Origin of the sequence: Streptomyces viridifaciens, assembly GCF_001888885.2 — a bacterium.
GTDB lineage: Bacteria > Actinomycetota > Actinomycetes > Streptomycetales > Streptomycetaceae > Kitasatospora > Kitasatospora aureofaciens.
Map to the genome: position 1 here is coordinate 3,936,233 of NZ_CP090841.1, position 20,842 is coordinate 3,957,074.

17 protein-coding genes and 1 tRNA gene are annotated in these 20,842 nt (G+C 72.1%); 7 read left to right on the forward strand and 11 right to left on the reverse strand.

The features are described from left to right. Window positions 1–27: 27 nt before the first annotated feature. The 4 genes from BOQ63_RS24625 to BOQ63_RS24640 form a co-directional block, all read right to left on the reverse strand. Window positions 28–531 carry a hypothetical protein gene (locus tag BOQ63_RS24625; protein WP_072654979.1) on the reverse strand — a complete coding sequence of 168 codons (504 nt, stop codon included), beginning with the start codon at window positions 529–531 and terminating at the stop codon, window positions 28–30. After that, entirely contained in the window at window positions 528–2,378 is a 1,851-nt protein-coding gene (locus BOQ63_RS24630) for a S9 family peptidase (protein ID WP_079183734.1), read from the reverse strand. Before BOQ63_RS24630 ends, BOQ63_RS24625 begins: the two co-directional genes overlap by 4 nt. An 82-nt stretch (window positions 2,379–2,460) precedes the next feature. Next, window positions 2,461–3,927, reverse strand: coding sequence for an MFS transporter (locus tag BOQ63_RS24635; protein ID WP_079183735.1), 1,467 nt, complete (start codon window positions 3,925–3,927; stop codon window positions 2,461–2,463). A 72-nt stretch (window positions 3,928–3,999) separates the two neighbouring features. Continuing rightward, a complete protein-coding gene (locus tag BOQ63_RS24640) occupies window positions 4,000–4,377 on the reverse strand; it encodes a nuclear transport factor 2 family protein (RefSeq protein WP_030288179.1) in 378 nt (125 codons plus the stop codon). Between the two features lie 177 nt (window positions 4,378–4,554). Between BOQ63_RS24640 and BOQ63_RS24645 the strand changes: the two genes are divergently transcribed. Next, window positions 4,555–7,380 (forward strand): helix-turn-helix transcriptional regulator, encoded by a 2,826-nt coding sequence (locus BOQ63_RS24645; protein ID WP_150476091.1) that lies wholly within the window; start codon window positions 4,555–4,557, stop codon window positions 7,378–7,380. A 59-nt stretch (window positions 7,381–7,439) separates the two neighbouring features. Here BOQ63_RS24645 and BOQ63_RS24650 read toward each other — a convergent pair whose 3' ends face one another. After that, window positions 7,440–8,360, reverse strand: a complete 921-nt coding sequence (locus tag BOQ63_RS24650) for a YDG/SRA domain-containing protein (protein WP_072654982.1) — start codon at window positions 8,358–8,360, stop codon at window positions 7,440–7,442. A 2,276-nt stretch (window positions 8,361–10,636) separates the two neighbouring features. On the opposite strand from BOQ63_RS24650, the gene BOQ63_RS24655 reads away from it, so the two are divergent. After that, a complete protein-coding gene (locus tag BOQ63_RS24655) occupies window positions 10,637–10,915 on the forward strand; it encodes a hypothetical protein (protein WP_072654983.1) in 279 nt (92 codons plus the stop codon). Window positions 10,916–11,094: 179 nt separating this feature from the next. Here BOQ63_RS24655 and BOQ63_RS24660 read toward each other — a convergent pair. From BOQ63_RS24660 to BOQ63_RS24670, 3 genes are all read right to left on the reverse strand, one after another. After that, window positions 11,095–11,168: transfer RNA gene (locus BOQ63_RS24660), tRNA-Pro, on the reverse strand. A 100-nt stretch (window positions 11,169–11,268) separates the two neighbouring features. Further along, window positions 11,269–12,213, reverse strand: coding sequence for a metallophosphoesterase (locus tag BOQ63_RS24665; protein ID WP_030288132.1), 945 nt, complete (start codon window positions 12,211–12,213; stop codon window positions 11,269–11,271). Between the two features lie 24 nt (window positions 12,214–12,237). Further along, on the reverse strand, window positions 12,238–12,945 hold the full coding sequence (locus tag BOQ63_RS24670) for a CGNR zinc finger domain-containing protein (RefSeq protein WP_150476093.1): 708 nt from the start codon (window positions 12,943–12,945) through the stop codon (window positions 12,238–12,240). A 91-nt stretch (window positions 12,946–13,036) separates the two neighbouring features. On the opposite strand from BOQ63_RS24670, the gene BOQ63_RS24675 reads away from it, so the two are divergent. After that, the gene (locus tag BOQ63_RS24675) at window positions 13,037–13,489 is read left to right on the forward strand and encodes a GatB/YqeY domain-containing protein (RefSeq protein WP_030288130.1); all 453 of its coding nucleotides are present in this window, start codon (window positions 13,037–13,039) and stop codon (window positions 13,487–13,489) included. A 113-nt stretch (window positions 13,490–13,602) separates the two neighbouring features. On the opposite strand, the gene BOQ63_RS24680 is transcribed toward BOQ63_RS24675, so the two are convergent. Continuing rightward, window positions 13,603–15,870, reverse strand: a complete 2,268-nt coding sequence (locus BOQ63_RS24680; protein WP_030288129.1) for a transglycosylase domain-containing protein — start codon at window positions 15,868–15,870, stop codon at window positions 13,603–13,605. A 504-nt stretch (window positions 15,871–16,374) separates the two neighbouring features. On the opposite strand from BOQ63_RS24680, the gene BOQ63_RS24685 reads away from it, so the two are divergent. Then, on the forward strand, window positions 16,375–16,698 hold the full coding sequence (locus BOQ63_RS24685) for a WhiB family transcriptional regulator (RefSeq protein ID WP_030240986.1): 324 nt from the start codon (window positions 16,375–16,377) through the stop codon (window positions 16,696–16,698). A 43-nt stretch (window positions 16,699–16,741) separates the two neighbouring features. Here the strand turns inward: BOQ63_RS24685 and bagB are convergent, their stop codons facing one another. Both bagB and bagA read right to left on the reverse strand, forming a co-directional pair. Next, the gene (bagB, locus tag BOQ63_RS24690) at window positions 16,742–17,917 is read right to left on the reverse strand and encodes an ATPase BagB (RefSeq protein WP_197698055.1); all 1,176 of its coding nucleotides are present in this window, start codon (window positions 17,915–17,917) and stop codon (window positions 16,742–16,744) included. 17 nt (window positions 17,918–17,934) lie between these two features. Further along, complete coding sequence (gene bagA, locus BOQ63_RS24695; protein ID WP_046386725.1) at window positions 17,935–19,023, reverse strand: ATPase BagA; 1,089 nt, start codon at window positions 19,021–19,023, stop codon at window positions 17,935–17,937. 241 nt (window positions 19,024–19,264) lie between these two features. On the opposite strand from bagA, the gene sp36 reads away from it, so the two are divergent. The 3 genes from sp36 (at window position 19,265) to BOQ63_RS24710 (ending at window position 20,817) form a co-directional block, all read left to right on the forward strand. Then, window positions 19,265–19,423 carry a Sp36 family protein gene (sp36, locus tag BOQ63_RS24700; RefSeq protein WP_094743074.1) on the forward strand — a complete coding sequence of 53 codons (159 nt, stop codon included), beginning with the start codon at window positions 19,265–19,267 and terminating at the stop codon, window positions 19,421–19,423. Beyond that, complete coding sequence (locus BOQ63_RS24705; protein WP_030288123.1) at window positions 19,420–19,887, forward strand: RidA family protein; 468 nt, start codon at window positions 19,420–19,422, stop codon at window positions 19,885–19,887. Before sp36 ends, BOQ63_RS24705 begins: the two co-directional genes overlap by 4 nt. Window positions 19,888–19,950: 63 nt before the next feature. After that, window positions 19,951–20,817 (forward strand): NUDIX hydrolase, encoded by an 867-nt coding sequence (locus BOQ63_RS24710; protein ID WP_072654986.1) that lies wholly within the window; start codon window positions 19,951–19,953, stop codon window positions 20,815–20,817. The last annotated feature ends 25 nt before the right edge of the window (window positions 20,818–20,842 follow it).

Consider the following 20,842-nt stretch of genomic DNA (forward strand, 5'->3'; position numbering starts at 1 on the left):
GCGACCGACCGGCCGCGACCGACCGGCTCATCTGGACGGCTTGCCGGTCGGACTGGGCAGTGGCTTGGCCGGGGGCGCGGCGGGCGTCGGCACCACGGTCGGTGTCGGGGACTGCGACGGGGCCGGCGTGTTCACCCCGCCGCCGAACGGCGCCCCGGTGTCCTCGTTCACCGGCGCGGAGCCACCGCTGCAGTGGCCGTGGCCGCCGACCACGTCGTTCGAGTCGTGGTGGTCGACGTGGTGGTGGACGGTGCCGCCGCTCTTCGAGCCGGACGAGCCCTTCGAGCCGGACGAGCCCTTGGAACCGCTGGACCCGTGCGAACCGCTCGACCCGTGCGACCCGCCGCGCTCGGCGGTGTCCTCCTCCGCACCCGTGGAGGCGGCGGCCGTCGGTGTGCCCGCCGCCGGGCTCGCCGGCCGGGGAGCGACCGGCGGCGGACAGTCCGCCTCGTCGCCGTGCGAGCCCGAGCAGCCACTGAGCGCCAGCGCCCCGGCCAGCACCGCCCCCGCGAACGCAGGCAGGCGTCTCACCCGGCCCCTCCGGAGCTCCCGCCCGGAACGCCGAGGTGCCGCCGGACGAAGTCGATCTCCAGCCGCAGCTGCTTGATCCGCTCCTCCACCACCAGCGAGCCGTGCCCGGCGTCGAACCGGTACACCTCGTGCGTCTTGCCGAGCTGCTCCAGCCGCTCGACGTAGTTGTCGATCTGCCGGATCGGGCAGCGCGGGTCGTTGACCCCGGCGCTGATGTACACCGGCACCCGTACCTGCTCGACGTAGGTCAGCGGCGAGGAGGCGGTGAAGCGCTCCGGGACCTCCTCCGGGGTGCCGCCGAAGAGCGTGCGGTCCAGCGACTTGAGCGCCTCCATCTCGTCGGCGTACGCGGTGTGGTAGTCCGCGACCGGCACGGCGGCGACGCCCAGCGACCAGCTGTCGGGCTGCACGCCCAGGCCGAGCAGGGTCAGGTAGCCGCCCCAGCTGCCGCCGGTGAGCACCAGCCGCCGCGGGTCGGCCAGGCCGCTGGAGAGCGCCCACTCCCGGACGGCCGCGATGTCCTCCAGCTCGATCAGACCGACCCGCTCGTGCAGCGCGTCGGTCCAGGCCTGGCCGTAGCCCGTCGAGCCGCGGTAGTTGACCCGGACCACCGCGAAGCCGTGGTCCAGCCAGGCGGCCGGGCCGGCCGCGAAGGAGTCGCTGTCGTGGTGGGTGGGGCCGCCGTGGATCTCGAACACGGTGGGGTAAGGGCCGGGGCCGGCCGTGCGCGGACGCTGCACCAGGGCGTGCACCCGCCCGCCGGGCCCGTCCACCCAGACGTCCTCGACCGGGACGGAGCCGGGCGGCACCGGGCCGGGCGCCCGCAGCACGACCGCCCCGGCGGTGGAGCGGACGGCGGAGGGCTCGGCGGCGGAGGACCACAGGTACTCCACCGTGCCGTCCGGACGGGCGGTGGCGCCGCCGACGGTGCCGCGAGGGGTCTCCAGCCTGGTCAGCCGGCCGTCCGCGAGCGTGTAGGTGAACAGCTCGCTGCGCGCCTCGTACTCGTGCTCGACCAGCAGCTCCGCGGCACCCGGGCGCCACTGCGCGGAGACGTCGCCGGGCAGTTCGCGGCCCTGCTCGTCGCGCAGCGGCAGGGCGGTCTCGGCGCCGGTGGCGACGTCCCAGATCATCGGCTCCCAGCGGCCGGTGCGCTGGTGGGCGACCAGCAGCCGGGTGTCGCCCTCGACCGGGGCGAAGCCCAGGCAGGCGACGCCGCGCGGCTCGTCCCGGCCGGTCACCTCGTCCAGCTCGGCGACGGTCTCGACCCCGTCACCGGTGAGCCGGAGCACCCGGATCGCGGAGTGCATCGCGTCGCCGTGCTCGGTGTGGTCGATGGCGAGCAGGGTGGCGTCGTGGCTCAGGTCGCCGACGCCGCCGTACTCCTCGTGCCGGTAGATCTCGACCGGCACGGCCGTGCCCGGGCGGCGCAGGTGCAGGGTGGTGCCGTCCTCGTCGGTGGACCGGCCGACGACCACCGTGCCGTCGCGGCCGAGGGCCAGTCCGGCCGAGTAGGAGGGGGCGAGGCCGGGCACGGCCTCCTCGTCCGGGCCGCCCGCGAAGGGCTGGCGGCGCCAGATGCCGAACTCGTCGCCGTCGTGGTCGTCGAACCACCAGACCCAGTCGCCGTCCGGGGACAGCTCGGCGTCGGTGGTGCCGTTCGGGCGGTCGGTGACCCGTCGGTGGGTGCCGGTGGCCCGGTCCCAGGCGTAGACCTCGTAGGTGCCGGTCGCGTTGGACACGTACAGCGCCCGGTCGGGGGCGTCCTCGGCCCAGTCGGGCAGTGACACGCGCGCCGCCCGGAACCGCTGCTCCCACGCCGGCAGGGCGCTCTTCTCCTCGCTCATCCGACCATCCAACCCGATCGGGGGGACGGAACGGAACGGGCGGGTGGGGTTCACCCCCACCCGCCCGCGGCTGTCACGGCGTTCACGAACGGCGCGGCAGCAGCCCGACCAGTCCCACCAGCACCAGCTCCAGCACCGCCAGCGCCGTCACGCTGCGGCCGAAGGCGGCGGCCGGGTCACCGGCGCCGTAGTAGACCAGGCCGATCAGCGCGATCCCGACGGCTCCACCGACCTGCTGCACGGTGGCCACCACCCCGGCCGCCGCGCCGGCCAGCCCGGGCTCGACGGCCGCCAGGGAGACGGTGGTCACCGGGGCGATGACCAGGCCCATGCCGAAGCCGTCGACGAACAGCCCGGGCGCCAGCCACCAGACGCTCGCGTCCCCCGCGTCGTACGCGGCGAGGGCGAGCAGGCCCAGCCCCACGGCCATCAGCAGCCCGCCGACGGTGATCGTGCGGCGCTCCCCGAGGCGGGCGGTGACCAGGTGGGTGGCGTTCGAGGTGAGCAGGTAGCCGAGGCCGATAGCGGTGAACACCAGCCCGGAGCCCAGCGCGTCCAGCCCGCGGCCCAGCTGCAGGTGCAACGCGAGGACGAGGAAGAAGGAGGCCTGGCCGAGCCAGAAGGCGAGTTGGGCGAGCAGCCCGGTGCGGAAGGCGCCGCTGCGGAACAGCCGGGTGTCGACCAGGGGAGTGCCCTGGGCGGTCGTGGCCCGGTGCTGGTGGACGGCGAAGACGGCGAGCAGGACGGCGGCGGTGGCGAGGCAGAGCACCGTCCACAGCGGCCAGTGGAGCCCGGGGCCCTGGATCAGCGGCAGCACCAGGGCGGTCAGCGCGACGGACACCAGCAGCACCCCGACCGGGTCCAGGCCCGGCCGCTGCGGGGCGCGCGACTCCGGCAGGCAGCGGCTGACGGCGGCCAGGGCGGCCAGGCCGATCGGCAGGTTGATCAGGAAGCAGCTGCGCCAGCCGAGGCCCAGCAGGTCCGCGCGGATCAGCAGCCCGCCGATCAGCTGGCCGAACACCGCGCCGATGCCCATGGTCAGTCCGTACCGGGCGAAGGCCCGGGCCTGCGCGGGGCCACTGAACGCGGTCCGCAGGATCGCCAGCACCTGCGGGCCCATCAGTGCGGCCGCCAGACCCTGGGCGACCCGGCCGCCGACCAGCGCGGTGGCGGTGGGGGCCAGGCCGCAGGCCGCCGAGGCGAGGGTGAACAGCGCCAGGCCGAGCGCGAACACCCGGCGGCGGCCGTACCGGTCGCCGAGCCGTCCGGCGGTGACCAGGCCGACGGCGATCGCCAGGCCGAACCCGGCCATCACCCACTGGACGACCGCCGGGCCGGCGCCCAGGTCGGCCTGGACGGAGGGGACGGCGACGTTGACGACGAAGGTGTCGAGGGCGGTCATGAAGGTGGCGGTCAGGACGACCGGCAGCAGGCCCCTGGGGGCGGGTGCCTGCTCCGTCGGGGCGGGCGACTGTCCCGTCGGGCCGGGTGCCTGCTCCGTCGGGGCCGCCGCTCCGGTCGGCGGTGGGGTGTCCAGGGCGGTGCTCATGTGGGGCTCTCCTCCGGGGTGGGGGCGCCGCCGTGGGGGTGCGGCGCCCCTGTGGTGGGGTGTCCGGGTTGCTCAGGCGCCCGGCACGCGGTCCAGGAAGCCGTGCACGGTGGCGATCCGGCCCTCCGGGGTGGCCGCCAGCACGTCGAAGCCGATCACCACCGGCTCGGCGCCCGCCGGGCCGAGGTTCCAGGTGAACCGGGCGATGTCGTGGTGTGCGTCCACCGGGCCGAGGGTGAACTCCAGCCCCGGGAACTGGGCCTGGGCTGCGCCGATCAGCGCGTCGATCGCGTCCCGGCCGACGACGGCGGCCAGCGGGTCGGTGTAGCGGCCGTCCTCGGCCCACACCTCGTCGATCAGCTTGCGGCGGGCCGCCGGGTCGGTCTCGTTCCACACCGCGAGGTAGCGCTCGGCGAGCTGCTGGAGGGTGGCGGCGGTGATCTCGGTCATGGTCATCTCCCGTGTTCCGGTCAGTGGTTGGCGGGTCGTTCCCGCGTCGTCGGCGGGTCGTTCCCGCTGCTCACAAAGGTAGGGACGGGCGGCCGCGGGCGAATCCGTCACGTATCCGTACGTGCCTACGTAGGTATTGCTCCCGGGTACCGGCGGCCGGCTCGGTAGGGTCGGGGCATGCTGTACGGGAGGGAACACGAACAGGCCGCCGTCGACGACCTGTTGGCGCAGGCCCGGGACGGGCGCAGCGGGGCGCTGCTGCTCCGCGGCGAGGCGGGGATCGGCAAGACCGCCCTGCTGGACGACGCCGTCGAACGGGCCGGGAAGGCGTTCCGGGTGATCCGGGCGGCGGGCGTCGAGTACGAGGCCGAACTGCCCTTCGCCGGGCTCAGCCTGCTGCTGGCGTCCGGCCTGGACCGGCTGGACGTGCTGCCCGGGCCGCAACGGCGGGCCCTGGAGACGGCGTTCGGGCTCGGCGACGGCTCGGCCGAGCCGGGAACGGCACCGGCCGCCGGGGCCGCCGACCGGCTGCTGGTCGGCCTCGCCACCCTGGGGCTGCTCGCCGAACTGGCCGCCGAGCGGCCCCTGTTGTGCGTGATCGACGACGTGCAGTGGCTCGACAAGGCCTCCCTGGACGCCCTGCTGCTGGCCGCCCGCCGCCTCCAGGCCGAAGGCGTCGCCCTGCTTCTCGCCGCCCGCACCGAGGGCGGCGCCGCCCCGTTCGATCGCCGACTCGGCCTGCCCGAACTGCGGGTGGCGGCCCTCGCCGACGCCGACGCCACCCGGGTGCTGACCGAGCGGGCCGGCCCCGACCTGCCCGCCGCCGTCCGCGACCGACTGCTCGCCGAAGCCGCCGGGAACCCGCTCGCGCTCACCGAACTCCCCGTCGCCAGCGGCCCGCAGGCCCACACCGCGGCCGGGCTGCCGCTCACCAGCCGGCTGCTGATCGCCTTCCACGGCCAGGTCACCGGCCTGCCCCCGGCCACCCAGACCCTGCTGCTGGTCGCCGCCGCCGAGGAGAGCGGCGAACTCGACGTCGTGCTGCCCGCCGCGGCCGCGCTCGGCATCGGTGCCGAACACCTCACCCCCGCCGAGGAAACCGGCCTGGTCACCGTCGCCCCCGACCGCCGGATCGCCTTCCGCCACCCGCTGCTGCGCTCCGCCATCCTCCAGCGAGCCCCGCACCACCAGCGGCTGACGGTCCACCGCACCATCGCCGAGGCCCTGCCCGAGGGCGACCGGCGCACCTGGCACCTCGCCCTCGCCGCCACCGCCCCCGACGCCGCCCTCGCCGACGCGCTGGAGCGCACCGCCGTCCGCACCGGGCGGCGCGGCGGCCACGGCGGCGCGGCCGCCTACGAACGGGCCGCCCGGCTCACCCCCGACCGCGACGGCGCCACCCGCCGCCTCGTCCTGGCCGCCGAAGCCGCCACCGAGGAAGGCGAGTTGACCCGGGCCGAAGCCCTCGCCGACGAGGCCGCCGCCCGTACCGACAGCCCCTTCGCCCACGCCCTGCTGGACCACGTCCGGGCCACCGCGCACTTCTGGCGCGGCTCGTACCCGACGGCCTACCGGCTGCTGCTCGACGCCGCTCTCGCCGTCGACCACTCCACCGCGGACGGTACGGCGGGCGGCGCTGCGGACGGCGCTGCGGACGGCGCTGCGGACGACACCGAGGGCGGCGCCGCGATCGAGCCCGCCCACGCCGCCCGGATGCTGTTCCAGGCCTTCCACGCCGCCTGGTACGCGGGGGAGGAGCCGGTGGCCGACGTGCTCGACCGGCTCGCCGCCCTCCCCCTGGCCGCCGACGACCCCGTCGCCCCGCTCGCCCGCTACCTGCCCGCTGCGGTGCTCCCCGCCCTCGGCCGGCCCGCCGCCGCGCTTCCGGCCGCCCGCGAGGCCGTCGAAGCCGCCCGCCGGGCCGGCGCCGAAAGCCCCGCCGACCTGGTCCAACTCTGCGGCGCCACCCTCATCCTCGGCCGCGACGAGGAGACCGTCGACCTCGGCGGCGAACTGGTCGCCGAGGCCCGCGCCAAGGGCGCCCTCGGGGTGATGCCCACCCTGCAGTTCTTCCTCGCCGAGGCCGAACTCTTCCACGGCCGCCACGCCGACGCCGAACTCACCGCCACCGAGGCGCTCGCCCTCGCCCAGGACACCGGCCAGCACCAGTGGGTCAGCCAACTCAGCGCACTGCTCGCCTATCTGGCCGCCCTCGACGGCCGCACCGACCGCTGCACCGACCTGGCCGCCACCTCCCTCGCCACCACCGGCCCGCAGACCGCCGCCCCCGCCGCCGGCCACCCCTGGGCCCAGTGGGCACTCGCCCTGCACGACCTCGGCCAGGGCCGGGCCGCCGGCGCCGCCGACCGCCTCCACGCCCTCACCACCGGCCCGCACCGCCACCACGTCAGCGCCACCCGGGCCGTCCCCGACCTGGTCGAGGCCGCCGTCCGCCTCGGCACCCCGGACCGCGCCGCCGAACCCTACGAACGCTTCGCCCGCTGGACCGCCGCCGCCGACCGCCCCTGGGCCGAAGCCCTACGGCTGCGCTGCCAGGCCCTGCTCGGCCCCGACGAACTCGCCGAACCCGCCTACCTCGCCGCCCTCGACCTCCACGCCACCGCCCACCGCCCCTTCGAACACGCCCGCACCGCCCTCCTCTACGGCGAATGGCTCCGCCGCACCCGCCGCCGCACCGACGCCCGCCCCCACCTCACCGCCGCCCTGGAAACCTTCGACCGCCTCGCCGCCCACCCCTGGTCCACCCGCGCCCGCACCGAACTCTCCGCCACCGGCACCCCCGCCCCCCAGGCCCCCCTCACCCCCCTGAACTCCCTCACCCCTCAGGAACTCCAGATCGCCCGCCTGGCCGCCCAGGGCCTCACCAACCGCGACATCGCCGCCCAACTCTTCCTCAGCCCCCGCACCGTCGCCCACCACCTCTACAAGGCCTATCCCAAACTCGGCATCACCTCCCGCACCGCCCTCCTTACCGTGCTCTGAGGTGCAGCTCCGACACTCGGGGTCCTGCCGTATTCCTTGCTGGCAGGACCCCGGTCCATTTACTCCTCGGCGTCGCCGTCGACGCCATCGTCTGCTGAAGCATCTGATGAGTGCTTCCACCCCGGCGAGTAGTGTTCACGGTGATAGGCCAGATGTTCTCGGTCTACCTGATGGTCCGTGGCCTCGCGCAGCTTCCCAATCGGGCTACCAGCCGCGTGGTCGATAACCATCAGGTCGTCCCTAATGGTCAACATGCCGAAGTCGAACAGCGCATGGTGGTTCGGACAGAGGCAGAGCACATTGCTGGTGACATCGGGGCCCCCGTGTGGCTCACCCAGACCTCGGATGTGAGCCGCCTCGGCGTATGCGCCCGTCGGCGTTTGAAGTCGGATCCCGCACACCTGGCAGGTGAAGTCATGGGTCTGCTTCACGAAATTCGCAACCTTGGTGCTACGTACGATCCGTTGGACCATTGATTCCATGCGCGTCGGCTTCTCCTGGCCAACCGGCTCCAGGGGTAGCGACTTCGGCGCTGCGGTTGCTACCGCAGCATCGATTCGTTCCAGCCGGTAGCGCCAGATCCGGAACTCTGATTGGCCGTTCTCGTGCCAGGACTGCTCCACCCGAAAGAGCCCGTCGTAACGGTAGCCGGTCTTGGGCGAGTACTCAGGATCTCCTGATGCTCCGCGGATGACTCGCACCGGCTGGCCGGTGGTCATGCTGGTGACCAGGGCGGCGTTGCCGCGGATCAGTTCCTGGTGGCCGGTCTGCTGGCCCGAATTGGGGTCACGGCCTCCCTGCCCCGTGTAGACGATGAGGTCGCCGTGATCCCGGTCGTCTTCATAGCCGCCAGAGACGACGATGGACTCGGCGCCGGTCTTGACCGTGCCACAAATGCCCGCCTGCAACGGCCGGTGCACCTTGGCATCGGAAAGCGCCCGTCGGTTGACGAAGATGCTTCCGACTTCTATGCCAGGCACGGCTCCGAATCCGTCGAAGCCGTCGGGCGGGGTAGGGAATGTTTCGTTCGGCAAAGCTCCGGGCCTCTCAGCGTCAAAGAACCGATGTACCAGGGGTCGACATTCGTATCGCGAAACGCGTGCCGACCCATGGTGGTTCCACCTGCCGAGGTGAGCCGGCAGCCCGGGTGACGCCACCTAGCGAACGTTGCCGATCGGCCGCTTTCCGAGTCGACGACGGCACCTCGTTGTCACGGATGTCGTCCCACGACGTGGCGGCTGGCTCCCGCTGGTCGCTGTGCAACCAGGCGATGGGCAGCTGGCGGGCGCCAGCCCGCACGATCAGGTCAGGAGCGGCTGCCAACAGGAGCCGAGGGTGATCGCACCGAACCCGGAGCATTTCTTCCAGCATAGCGAGAACGAGCCGGCGGATCGTGATCGCAGATCTGCTGTCACCCCTCCTCATCGAGGGTGCGATGGTGGACGACAGCTAGACGCCGAGGCGGTTGAACAAGGCAACCTGTTGATACCCGTCGATTGAGCCGGGAAGTGAATCCTTGCGGCGAAGGAACTCATCCCCCTACAACGGGCGCTTCGCCCATCGGGTGACGGGCTGCCGGGCGCGGGGATTCTTCCGGATACAACGTCAGAGGGCCCATCGGATCTTTCCGATGGGCCCTCTGGACTGGGTCGGGGTGGCGGGATTTGAACCCACGGCCTCTTCGTCCCGAAGCAACCTGGGTACCCGCGCGACCTTGGCTATCTGTGCCGCTGACCTGCGCTAACGATCCCCGAGTGTCCGTGGTCGTCCGCCGACGTACGCCCTCGTTGTAGCGCAGTTAGACACTCAGCCATGTGAGGCCTGTGCCCTCGTCGCTGGGCGCCGCTCGCCAAGCAGGAGCGCCACGATTCCGGCCACCGCAGAAAGAGCCGTCGGCAGGACTTCGGTTGGTGCTCGCAGCACGACCACGATGACAATCACGGCTGCTGGCCAGATATGGGGAATCCTGTTTGACAGGGGCCCTGAGGTTGGAGACAGACTCACAGTGGTACCTCCAAGAGGTGCTCATGCCCGCCGTTGCCGCACTCGGTTCCCGCCTCAGCGGCAGTGGCGGGCTTCGCCTTCCGGTCAGCCGACCGTAGCAGCGCTCAGCTCTCAGGCTGGGGGCTGAAAGGGGCAAGCGATGACTCTCGGATATTGACTCTGAGAAACAGTTGCGCTGAGTGACTACCGAGAAAAAGCCTGCAGTACGTTGGAACGACCTACAGCGCGTTGTTGCGATGTTCTTGTCGGCGGTAGTCGCGCACGGTAGCCGTAGACGTTGGCTGATTCCAGTCACATCTGTAGACGCCTCACGCGGATGCTCACCCTGGCCCTCTCCGTCGGCCTGCGGCCACTCCTCGGGCTGAGCGGGTGGTCCCCTCCTCGATCGGGCAGCTTCGCCGGCCCCAGGAGGTTCCGGGTACGCCCTTGGGTGTCCGGTCGAGGAGGGGGCCTCCCGCGACCCACCCACGATCACCCCGTCGAAGCCGCACCTGTGCGCCTGCCCCCGGTCCCCTCCGAGGAGGGCCCGGCGGAGCCATGCCCTGACCCGAGCTGTCCGCCCGGCGGGCTCACTCACCATCGACATCCCCGGCCGCACGCTCGACGTGCGCGGCCGGCCGCCGCCGAAGCGGGGCGCAGACAGGAGCGACGGCGAGCGGCAGGGCCGCGCGCTGGCGCGCCGTGCGCGCCCTTGAACCCGTAGAGAAGGTTTTTACGCACCCCCTCATCACTACATGCTCCACGTTCCCCTGAAACCAAGCACCCCCACCCCCACCTGCACCGATCCGCTTTACTCTCCCGAGACAATCCGTCTCTAAGGCAAGGCTATTGTCACGGCCGTGACGACCTGACACACTCTCAACATGGCGGCACGCAAAGGCAAGAAGAATCGATTGCCCGTTCAGAGTCGGCCGATGGCGGCGACGCCGGCGGAGACTCCAGGCGCCACGTCCGCGGCCACAGAAGCCACTCCAGAAGACCTCCGCGCCCACGCCGTGCGGCAACTCTCGGGAGTAGGTAGACGGCGGATTGAGCTGGCCTCTGAACTCGCAGACCTGGACTCCGCGCTCAGGCCGCTGGTCCAGGAAGCTGTCGCAGCCGGCGTTCCTTACCGGCGCATCGAGGAACTCACAGGCATCTCGCGCGCCAGCGTCACACGTTGGACCCGGCAAATGGTGTCGGGCTGAACGAACAACGGGGTCGCGCCCGGTGCGACCGGACGCGGTCTGGCCGATTTGAAGGAGCCGAATCCATGTCGAAACGAACCGAACTCATCATGTCCTCGACCATCCCCGACCTCCTGCCGGAGGAGGACTGGGTGTGGGTGGTCGCCAATAGCCTGGTTTGCATGTGCGACGACCACAGGTGCGGGCCGGTTCCGGATGAGATCCGAGCGAACCTTGAGTTCGATGAGCTGGTCTGCCCGGTTCACCCTTCCCGCTCGCGTCGCTCGTTCGACTCCACGCAGTTGGTGCCGATCGAGTTGCCCGCAGACTGGAAGCCCTCGCCCTCAGACTTGCTTGGCCCCTGAGCGCACCAGCCCGTCACCCCTTCGCACCGATACGTTTTACGCGTGACCCAGGCGGGCGCCACGGTCGCGGATGACCGAAGCTCGCAGACCGCTGAGGCCTAGTCACTCAGTTAGTCACGCAGAACGAGGAAGGGCCCTACCGGATTTCTCCGGCAGGGCCCTTACCTGCAACTACTGGGTCGGGGTGGCGGGATTTGAACCCACGGCCTCTTCGTCCCGAACGAAGCGCGCTACCAAGCTGCGCCACACCCCGGTCTTTCTGTTTGTCGCTCCGTCTCCTTCGCGACGAGTAGAACTCTACCGGACGCTCGCCGAGACACGAAATCCGGTTTCGGGCGGGCGTCCGGTCGGGGTCAGCGGGGGGCGGGGGTGAGGGTGAGGAGGGTGGCTTCCGGGGGGCAGGCGAAGCGGACCGGGGTGTAGCGGTTGGTGCCGCAGCCGGCGGAGACGTGGAGGTAGGAGCGGTGGCCGCCGGCCTGGTGGGTGGAGAGGCCCTTGACCCGGCGGGTGTCGAGGTCGCAGTTGGTGACCAGGGCGCCGTAGAAGGGGATGCAGAGCTGGCCGCCGTGGGTGTGGCCGGCCAGGATCAGGGGGTAGCGGTCGGCGGTGAAGGCGTCGAGGACGCGCAGGTAGGGCGCGTGGACGACGGCGAGGGAGAGGTCGGCGTCGGCGGAGGGGCCGCCGGAGACCTCGGCGTAGCGGTCGCGGCGGATGTGGGGGTCGTCGAGGCCGGTGAACTCCATGTCGAGGCCGTTGACGGTGAGGCGGCCGCGGGTGTTGGTCAGGTCGAGCCAGCCGGCCGCGTCGAAGCCGTCGCGGAGCTTCTCCCAGGGGTTGTGGACGGCCCCGCTGATGCCGCGGTTGCCGGTGCCGTCGGGGTTGTTCATGCCGTGGACGCCGCTGCGCATGGCCTGGAGGTAGCGGGCCGGGTTCTTGCGGGCCGGGCCGTAGTAGTCGTTGGACCCGAAGACGTAGACGCCGGGGAAGTCCATGAGCGGCCCGAGCGCGTCGAGGGTGGCCGGGACGCCGAGCGGGTCGGAGAGGTTGTCGCCGGTGTTGACCACCAGGTCGGGGCGCAGGCCGGCCAGGCTCTTCAGCCAGCGCTGCTTCTTGCCCTGCCCGGTCACCATGTGGATGTCGGACACCTGCAGGATCCGGACGGGCTTGGCGCCGTGCGGCAGGACGGGGACCTCGATCCGGCGGAGCCGGAAGGCACGCACCTCGTACCCGACGGAGTAGGCGAGGCAGGCGGCGCCGGCGGCGGCGACACCGAGGGGAACGGAGTACAGCGGTCGCATCAGCCCATGCTCTCAGACGGTGGATCAGCTGGTGAACGTCCGGTGGCCCGCTACGGGCACGGCCCCTGCTGTGGGCGCGGTCCCCGCTGCGGAATCCTCGGAGTCCCGGCGGGCGCGCAGGGCCCGGACCTTGTTGCGGTTGCCGCACCGCTCCATCGAGCACCAGCGCCGCCGCCCGGGCCGCGAGGTGTCGACGAAGAGCAGCCGGCAGTTGTGTGCCCCGCACTCCCGGATCCGGTCCGCGTACGGGCCGGCGAGCAGGGCGATGGCGTCCCGGGCGAGGGTGGAGACCAGCTGGGCCCCGTCGGCGGGCAGCGGGGCGGCCGCGGTGCCGTCGGGGCCGATCTGCGGGACGAGCGGCGGGTGGGCGGCGGCCCGGTTGAGGGCCGCGTGGTCGGCCGCGTGGTCGGCCACGGTGCCGGTCGTGCCGTGGGCGCGGGCGGTGGCCAGCCGCCAGAGGGCGTCGCGCAGGGTGCGGGCGTCGGTGAGCTGCTCGGCGGTGATCCGTACGGCTCCGGCGGGCAGCCGCAGCCGGGAGCGGGGGAGCCAGTCGGTGAGGTCGGACGGACGGTGCAGGGCCTCGAACCGGGAGAGGTCGCCGGGGCCGCCGGTGGTGAGCAGTTCGAGGCAGAGGGCACCGGGGTCGAAGAGGAAGCTGCTGCCGCCCGGAGTGGTGAGGACCAGGCCGGGCGCGGGGTGCTCGGGGTCCGGCGCTCCGTCTCGATCGGTCATGTAACCAGGGTAAGTGGTTACAGGCCGGGCCAGGGGACACCCGGCGCTTAATGGCAAGCGACCGAACGGCGCAGGTGGGAGACTCGTGGCCATGACGACGCTCAAGGAGCAGCTGCAGGAGGACCTCACGGCTGCCATCAAGGACCGGGACGAGCTGCGCTCGTCCACCATCCGGCTCACGCTGTCCGCCGTCACCAGCGAGGAGGTGGCGGGCAAGGAGAAGCGCGAGCTGTCCGACGCCGAGGTGCTCAAGGTGATCACCCGCGAGGCGAAGAAGCGCCGCGAGGCGGCCGAGGCCTTCGACCAGGGTGGCCGGGTCGACCAGGCCGCGCGGGAGCGCGCCGAGGGCGAGGTGCTGGCGGGTTACCTGCCCAAGCAGCTGTCGGACGAGGAACTGGCCGCGATCGTGGCCGCCGCCGTGGCCGAGAGCGGGGCGAGCGGGCCGCAGGCGATGGGCGCCGTGATGAAGCTGGTGAAGCCGAAGGTCGACGGACTGGCCGAGGGCGGCCGGGTGGCCGCGGCGGTGAAGGCCGCGCTGGCCTGAGCGGGACGCACGGCACGGCGCACGGCACGACGAACGCCGAAGGGGCGCCCTCCGGAAGATCCGGAAGGCGCCCCTTCGGCGTTCGTACGGGCGGGAGAGCCGGAGAGCCCCGGTCAGCCGTTGCCGCCGCCGTGCTTGCCGCCGTTGCCGTTCCCGTTGCCGTTCCCGCCGCCGATCATGCCCGGCGGGAGGGTGAACCCTCCTCCTATCACCCCACCGGGGCCGTTCCCGTTCCCCGGACCGGCCGGCGGCGGGTTCTGGGCACCCGGCTGCTGCTGCGGCGGCTGGGCGTTCGGGTCGGCTGCCGGGGGAGCGGCCGGCGGGGGCGTGGTCGCCTGGGGGTCCGGGATGTTGGTGGTCTGGATGGGCTCCAGGGGCGTGCCCTTGAGCGCCTGGTTCATCGCCATCTGCCAGATCGGACCGGGGCCGTCGGCGCCGAACACCTCGTCGAAGTGCTTGCCGCCGATGTTGATGTTCTTCATCTTGACGCCGCCGGCCGGGCCGCCGAGCCAGACCGCGGTGGCCAGCGACGGGGTGTAGCCGTCGAACCAGGCGGCCTTCTTCTCGTCGGTGGTACCGGTCTTACCGGCGATCTTGCGGCCGTCGTCGAGACCGAGGGCGGCCGCGGTGCCCTTCTCGGTCACGTTGAGCAGGACGGTGTTGAGCGAGTCCGCGGTCTGCTCGGAGAAGACCTGGTTGCACTGGGACTGCGGGACCTTGAGTTCCTTGCCGTCGACCGTGGTGATCTTGTTGATCGCGATCGGGGTGCAGTACTTGCCGCGCGCGGCGAAGGTCGCGTAGACGTTCGCCATGGTCAGCGGGGAGAGCTCCAGGGTGCCGAGGACCATCGAGGGCACTTCCTGGAAGGCGTCGCCCTTGGCGGACTGGGTGATGCCCAGCTTGTTCGCCATCTGCTTCATCGCGCAGAGGCCGACCTGCTGCTCCATCTCGACGAAGTAGGTGTTGACCGAGAGCGCCATGGCCTGCTTGAGCTCGTACGGCCCGACCTCGCCGGCCGACTCGTTCTTCACCGTGGCCTTGGGCTTGTCGGTGTTCTTCCAGGTGCCGTTGCAGGTCGACACCTGGGGGTAGTCGATCTTGTTCTCGGACGGGAACGACTGGGTGTTCGACATGCCCGCCTCCAGCGCCGCCGCGGCGAGGATCGGCTTGAAGGTCGAACCGGTCTGGAAGCCGTTGCCGCCGCCCATCGAGGCGTCGACGTTGAGGTTGACGACGGTCTGGTTCTTGTTCTGGTCCAGGCCGTACGGGCGGGTCTGGGCCATCGCCAGGATCTTGCCGGTGCCGGGCTCCATCATGGTCGCCGCGGCCGACACCTGGTCGGTCACGTTGACCTTCTTGGTGACGGCGTTCTGGGCGGCGGCCTGCTTGTCCGGGTCCAGCGTGGTGTAGATGTTCAGGCCACCGGTGTCCCACAGCTTCTTGCGGTCGTCGGCGGTCTTGCCGAAGGCCGGGTCCTGCTTGACCACGTGGCGGACGTAGTCGCAGAAGAAGCCCATGCCGGCCTGGGCGGTGATGCAGCCGTTCTGCGGGTCCTTGTACTTCAGACCCAGCGGGGCGGCCTTCGCCTCCTTCGCCTGGTCGGCGGTGATGTGCTTGTTCTCGAGCATCTTGTCGATGACCGTGTTGCGCCGCTTGATGGTGTTGTCCGGGTAGCGCACCGGGTCGTACTGTGACGGGTTCTGGACCAGGCCGGCGAGGGTGGCGGCCTCGGCGATGGTCAGGTCCTTGTTGCTCTTGCTGAAGTAGCGCTGGGACGCGGCCTCGACCCCGTAGGCCTGGTGGCCGTAGAAGGTGATGTTGAGGTAGTTGGTGAGGATCTGATCCTTGGTCAGGTCCTCCTCCAGCTTGATGGCGACCTTGAGCTCCTGGATCTTGCGGCCCAGGGTCTTGCGCTGCGCCTCCAGGACGGCGGCCTGGTCGTCACCGGCCTTCTCCACGTTGACGTTCTTCACGTACTGCTGGGTCAGCGTGGAGGCGCCCTGGGCGGCCGTGCCGCTCTCCGCGTTCTTGCCGACCGCGCGCAGGACGCCCTTGAGGTCGACGGCGCCGTGCTCGTAGAAGCGGGCGTCCTCGATGTCGACCTGGGCGTGGCGCATGTACGGCGACATCTGGTCGGCGCTGAGGACCGTGCGGTCGCGCTCGTAGACCTTCGCGATCAGGCCGCCCTTGGCGTCGAAGATCTGGGTGGCCTGGGTGAGCGGCGGGGTCTTGAAGTCGTCGGGGATGTTCTGGAAGCTCTCCGCCGTGTCCTTGGCGGTCAGCCCCATGGCGCCGACGGCCGGCAGGGCGAGGCCTGCCAGCAGGACTCCGGAGAGCACGCTGACGCCCAGGAACTTCACGCCGTTGCCGACGTGGTCCATCGGTGATCCGCTGCTCCTGCGGCGCGGAGCTCCGGGGTTGCCTGGGGGCTGGGGTGCCGGTGGGCGCTTCGGTGCCATGGGGAGAACCCTACGTCCCCGATTCCCGCACATGGGGGCAGGTGTTCGCCTAGGCTTGTCACAAGCTTGCGACAGCTTCGGTGCGTCAACATCATTCACTCTTGTGAGTGCGGAGACTTGCCCGAATTGCCCGGTATCGCACGGGTTTTGGGGCGGCTGGGACCTGCCGCGCTCGAGTGAACGACTGCGCTCCGTGACGGCGTCTGCGGCGAGAGTGGGGGCCTGCGGGTTGGCAAGGCTCGCGACCTGCGATCACTCCAACGAGTGAGATGACCGATACCCATAGTCCGATCGGGTCATTCGAGATTGAGCCCGAAGGGGCTGTTGCAAGCTGTCCATCTTCCGTAACGTCCTCAACTGGCAACGGTGAATATGCCGTTGCCGCCGTGGGGGAGCCTCGAATCATCGGGAGAGGACGGCGCCGGCATGGGCTGGGTTGACGACTGGAGTGCGCAGGCCGCCTGCCGCACGAGTGATCCGGACGAACTGTTCGTCCAGGGGGCGGCACAGAACCGGGCGAAGGCGGTGTGCAGCGGCTGCCCCGTCCGTACGGAGTGCCTCGCGGACGCGCTGGACAACCGGGTGGAGTTCGGGGTGTGGGGCGGGATGACGGAGCGCGAGCGCCGGGCGCTGCTGCGCCGCCGCCCGACGGTCATCTCGTGGCGCAGGCTGCTGGAGACGGCCCGCACCGAGTACGAGGAGTCCCTCGCGACCGGCGTGATACTGACGGACTACGCCCAGGCAGGCTGAGCCCGGCGGCGGTGCGCCGTCGGCACGGCCCCCCGGGGGGTGCTCATGCCGCGCCGCTGAGCCGCTCCCCGATGGCCCGCAGCCCGTCCAGGTCGTGCACATCGCCCGGCAGCGCGGCCACCTCCACGATCGGCACGTCCGGGTACACCGAGACGAAGCGGTCCCGGGTGCGCCGCTCGCGCCCCATGATCTGCATCCGCTCGGCGTGCAGCCGCAGCAGCCCGGCAGCGAGCAGCTCCGCCTCGGGCGAGGAGTGCTCCGAGCCGTTGTCGTCCAGGGCCTCGGCGGCAGCCAGCGCCCGCTCCGCGGTGAGCTGCGGCGCGCCCGTGCTGTGCACCCGGTTGAGTACCAGCCCGGCCAGTGGCATCCGGTCCGCGGCGAGCCGGTCCACGAAGTAGGCCGCCTCGCGCAGCGCGTCCCGCTCGGGCGCCGCCACCACCAGGAACGCCGTGCCCGGCGCCTTGAGCAGCTGGTAGGTGCGGTCGGCGCGCTCGCGGAAGCCGCCGAACATCGAGTCCGTCGCGCTCACGAAGGTCTGCACGTCGGTGAGCAGCTGGGCGCCGAAGATCTTGCCCAGGGTGCCGGTGAGCAGGCCCATCCCGGCGTTGAGGAACCGCATCGCGCTGCGACCGCCGACCTTGGCCGGCGCGGTCAGGATCCGGATCACCCGGCCGTCCAGGAAGGACCCGAGCCGGTTGGGCGCGTCCAGGAAGTCCAGCGCCGAGCGGGACGGCGGGGTGTCCACGACGATCAGGTCCCACTCCTCGGCGGCGCGCAGCTGTCCGAGCTTCTCCATCGCCATGTACTCCTGCGTGCCCGCGAAGCCGGCCGACAGGGACTGGTAGAACGGGTTCTCCATGATCGCCCTGGCCCGTTCGGGCTCGGCGTGGGCCAGCACGACCTCGTCGAAGGTCCGCTTCATGTCGAGCATCATGGCCTGCAGCTCGCCGTTGCCGGTGACGCCCTTGACCACCCGGGGGGTGTTGTCGAGTTCGGTCAGGCCCATCGACTGGGCCAGCCGCCGGGCCGGGTCGATGGTCAGCACCACGACCTTGCGGCCGCGCTCGGCGGCCCGCAGGCCGATCGCCGCGGCGGTGGTGGTCTTGCCGACGCCGCCGGAGCCGCAGCAGACGATGATCCTGGTTCCCGGGTCGTCGATCAGCCCGTCCACCGCGAGCCGGCTGCCGGTCGAGGCCATGCCGCTGTTCGCCGAGGCCATGCCGCTGTTCGTCGAGGTCATGCCGCCCCCTGCCGCTTCAGTTCGCCCGCCAGCCGGTACAGCCCGCCGAGGTCCACGCCCTCGCCCAGCAGCGGCAGTTCGTACGTCGGGAGCCGCAGCTGCTGCAGGTCGGCGCGCTGTTCGCGCTCCAGCTCGACCCGCTCGGCGTGCTCCCTGGCCTGTTCCAGCAGCGGGTCGAGCAGCGGCTCCACCGCCGCCCGGACCGTCTCCGTCCGGCGTGAGCGGCCCCCCAGCCCGGCCTCGCCGAGGGCCAGCGCCACCTCCTCGCGGTGGTCCCCGTCCACCGCGGCCACCGCGGCCGCGTCCAGCACCGGCGGCCGGACCATGTTGACCATCACCCCGCCCACCGGGAGCTTCGCCTCGCGCAGCTCCGCGATGCCGTCGACCGTCTCCTGCACCGGCATCTCCTCCAGCAGGGTGACCAGGTGCACGGCCGTCTCCGGCGACCTCAGCACCCGCATCACGGCCTGCGCCTGGGTGTGTATCGGGCCGATCCGGGCCAGCCCGGCGACCTCGGAGTTGACGTTCAGGAACCGGGTGATCCGCCCGGTCGGCGGGGCGTCCATCACCACCGCGTCGTACCGGCGCCGCCCGTCCGGGCCCTTGCGGCGGGCCGCCTCGCAGGCCTTGCCGGTGAGCAGCACGTCCCGCACGCCGGGGGCGATGGTGGTGGCGAAGTCGACGAAGCCGACCTTCTGCAGGGCCTTGCCGGCCCGGCCGAGCTTGTAGAACATCTCCAGGTACTCGAGCAGCGCCTGCTCGGTGTCGATCGCCAGCGCGAGCACCTCACCGGCGCGCGCCCCGCCCGCGGGCACCTCCCCGGCCGGCAGCCCCAGCTGGGAGGGGGAGACCGAGGCGATCCGGCGCTCCTCGTACGGGAGCGCGGCGATCCCGAACAGCTCGGCGATGCCCTGCCGCCCCTCGACCTCGATCAGCAGCACCCGTCCGCCGTCGGCGGCCAGGGCCAGGGCCAGCGCGGCGGCCAGCGTGGTCTTCCCGGTGCCGCCCTTGCCGCTGACCACGTGCAGCCGGACCCCCTCCCAGTCGGGGTCGCGCCGGGCCGCCTGGCCGGGGGTGCGTGCCACGCTGCGTCTCCGTCCGTCTCCGTCCCTACGGGCTCCCCTCCCGCGGGGCGCCCCTGCCGGGGCCCGCACGGGTGGGGCCTTCCTCCATGAGGGTGCCCTCTCGCGAGGGTAACCAGGGAGCGCTGCCGATGCCCGGAGCACCCGGGGTGCCAGGACTGAATCATGCCCCCTTTGTGCCCCACCTCACACGCCGGTCGGCGGGCGGCGGCGATCGCCGGGACGGCTCGTCTAGAGTCTGGCCATGACCAAGTGGGAATACATGACGGCGCCCCTGCTCGTGCACGCCACCAAGCAGATCCTGGACAACTTCGGCGAGGACGGCTGGGAGCTCGTCCAGGTCGTGCCGGGCCCGAACCCCGAGCAGCTGGTGGCCTACTTCAAGCGGGAGAAGAACGCATGAGCCAGGTCGAGTCGAAGCTCGCCGAGCTGGGTCTGACCCTGCCGCCGGTGGCCGCCCCGGTCGCCGCGTACGTGCCGGCCGTGCAGTCCGGCGAGTTCGTGTTCACCTCCGGCCAGCTGCCGGTCGTCGGCGGCAAGCTGCCGACGACCGGCAAGGTCGGCGCCGAGGTGTCCCCGGAGGAGGCCAAGGAGCTCGCGCAGACCTGCGCGCTGAACGCCCTGGCCGCCGTGAAGTCCGTGATCGGTGACCTGGACCGGATCGAGCGGGTCGTGAAGGTCGTCGGGTTCGTCGCCTCCGCCCCCGACTTCCACGGCCAGCCCGCCGTGATCAACGGCGTCAGCGAGCTGCTCGGCCAGGTGCTGGGCGACGCCGGTGTGCACGCCCGCAGCGCCGTCGGCGTCGCGGTGCTGCCGCTGGACGCCCCGGTCGAGGTCGAGCTCCAGGTGCGCGTCAAGAACGCCTGAGTGTGATCGCGGAGGCGGGGTCGGGCCTGTCCAACCCCGCCTCCGTGCGCTTAGCATCCGGGCATGGACCATCGAGCAACGACGCTCCCGATGCCGCCCGGCTGGCCCGCCCGCATCCGGGCGGTCGACTCCGGCCTGCTCACCCCCGCGGTGCCCAGGCCCGCCGCGACGGTCGTGCTGCTGCGCGACGGCGCCGACGGGCCGGAGGCCTACCTGCTGCGCCGTCGCACCTCGATGGCCTTCGCGGCCGGGATGTACGCCTACCCGGGCGGCGGGGTGGACCCGCGCGACGCCGAGGTCGAGCCGGGCTGGGCCGGGCCGTCGCCCGAGGAGTGGGCGCGCCGCCTCGGGGTGGACGCCCGGACGGCGCGGGCGGTGGTGTGCGCGGCCGTGCGCGAGACCTTCGAGGAGGCCGGCGTGCTGCTGGCCGGCCCGGACGCGCACAGCGTCGCCGCGCCGCGTGACTGGACCGCGGAGCGGGCCGCGCTGGAGGCGCACGAGCTGTCCCTCGCCGAGTTCCTGCGGGACCACGGCCTGGTGCTGCGCAGCGACCTGCTGGGCGGCTGGGCCCGCTGGATCACCCCGGAGTTCGAGGAGCGGCGCTACGACACCTGGTTCTTCGTCGCCGCCCTGCCGGTCGGTCAGCGCGCGGCACTGGAGGTCGGCGAGGCCGACCGGGTCGCCTGGCTGACGCCGGTCGAGGCGGTCCGGGGCTACCACGAGGGCCGGTTCGGCATGCTGCCGCCGACCGTGACGGTGCTGCGCGAGCTGTCGCCGGTGCGGACCGCCGCCGAGGCGCTGGCCGCGGCCGCCGGACGGACGCTGGAGCCGGTACTGGGCCGCGCCGAGGTGCGCGGTGACCGGATGACGGTCCGCTGGCCCGGGTACGACGAACTGACCATCGACGGGGAGTTCCCCGAGAGCTCCTGAGCCGGGTGCCGCCGAGCCCGGTACC